The sequence below is a fragment of the Xenorhabdus eapokensis genome, assembly GCF_001908105.1.
Window position 1 is genome coordinate 1 of record NZ_MKGQ01000117.1, and the last position, 1,215, is coordinate 1,215.

Consider the following 1,215-nt stretch of genomic DNA (forward strand, 5'->3'; position numbering starts at 1 on the left):
CAGGGCGCGAGCATACTTTTTTAGCATCTCTTGAATGAAGGCAAATGACATGATCTAATGAGACTTATTTTCCTTCTTATTGCTGACCTATGACTCTAATTGAACACTTATCCGTTGTGAAAGAAACCCGCTCTGATATTAATCGTCAATACGATCTGGTTGATATTATTTTCCTCGTGGTCAGTGCCATTATGGCGGGGGCTGAAGGCTGGCAAGACATTGAGACTTATGGGCAAGCCAAAATTAAGTGGTTAAGGGAATACCGTGCCTTTCCCTATGGGATCCCCCGCCGACATACCATTGCGAGAATACTGCGGGCTATCGAGCTGGATTCTTTACTGGAAGCTTTACTGAACTGGGTTAATGAACAGCGTGAGCTGGGCGGTAAACCTGTCATCGCCTTTGACGGAAAAGTCCTGAGACGGGCCTACCGGAACGAAAAGAAAAATGCTGTCCAGCTGGTCACTGCCTATGACACCGAACGGGGATTAGTGTTGAGCCAGAAAGCCACAACCACGAAAAACGGGGAAATCCATGTTGTTCGTCAAATGCTGGATATCCTGAATCTCAAAGGCAGTATTGTGACGCTTGATGCCCTGCATTGTCAGCGTGAAACACTGGAAAAAATCAGGGAAAAGAAAGCGCATGTGGTTGTCCAGGTAAAGAAAAATCAGCCTAAGTTATGGGCAGCTGTCCAGTCACAATTTCAATCGGTGTTTGATGCAGGTAAAGAACAGATTGTCACCGAAGTTAAGCAAGAAGCACATGGACGTAGGGAAGAGCGCTATGTTTTCCAGCTCAAACCCCGATTTTCCCCGGAAAGGGCAGAAACATGGCCAACCATTCGCAGTATCATTGCGGTTGAACGGCACCGGTCAGAAAACGGTAAAGGCACGGTAGATACGTCCTACTATATCAGCTCACTGTCTCCCCGGCACAAGTCATTAGGGCACTACATTTGCCAGCATTGGCGGATTGAGAATAGCCAGCATTATATCCTTGATGTGGTTTTTAAAGAGGATGATTCACGGATTATTCTGGACGGAGCCATTGAAAATTTAGCGTTATTCCGGCGTATCGTATTGAATAGGGTCAAACAATGTGACTGTGGTGCTCCCAGCCAACGAAATAAACTCAAAAAAGCCGGCTGGAGCGATGATTATCGTGCACAAGTGTTCTTTGGATAGATATCAATCAAAGTATGCTCGCGCCCTG

General features: G+C 46.3%; 1 protein-coding gene. It reads left to right on the forward strand.

Annotation, left to right across the window (positions count from 1 at the left end; genetic code table 11):
• Positions 1–89: 89 nt before the first annotated feature.
• Positions 90–1,187: an ISAs1 family transposase gene (locus Xedl_RS19645; RefSeq protein ID WP_074025400.1), complete on the forward strand. Its 1,098-nt coding sequence runs from the start codon at positions 90–92 to the stop codon at positions 1,185–1,187.
• The last annotated feature ends 28 nt before the right edge of the window (positions 1,188–1,215 follow it).

Coding starts and splice junctions, on each gene's coding strand:
- Xedl_RS19645 (WP_074025400.1), top strand. CDS start 90: ATGACTCTAATTGAACACTTATCCGTTGTGAAAGAAACCCGCTCTGAT.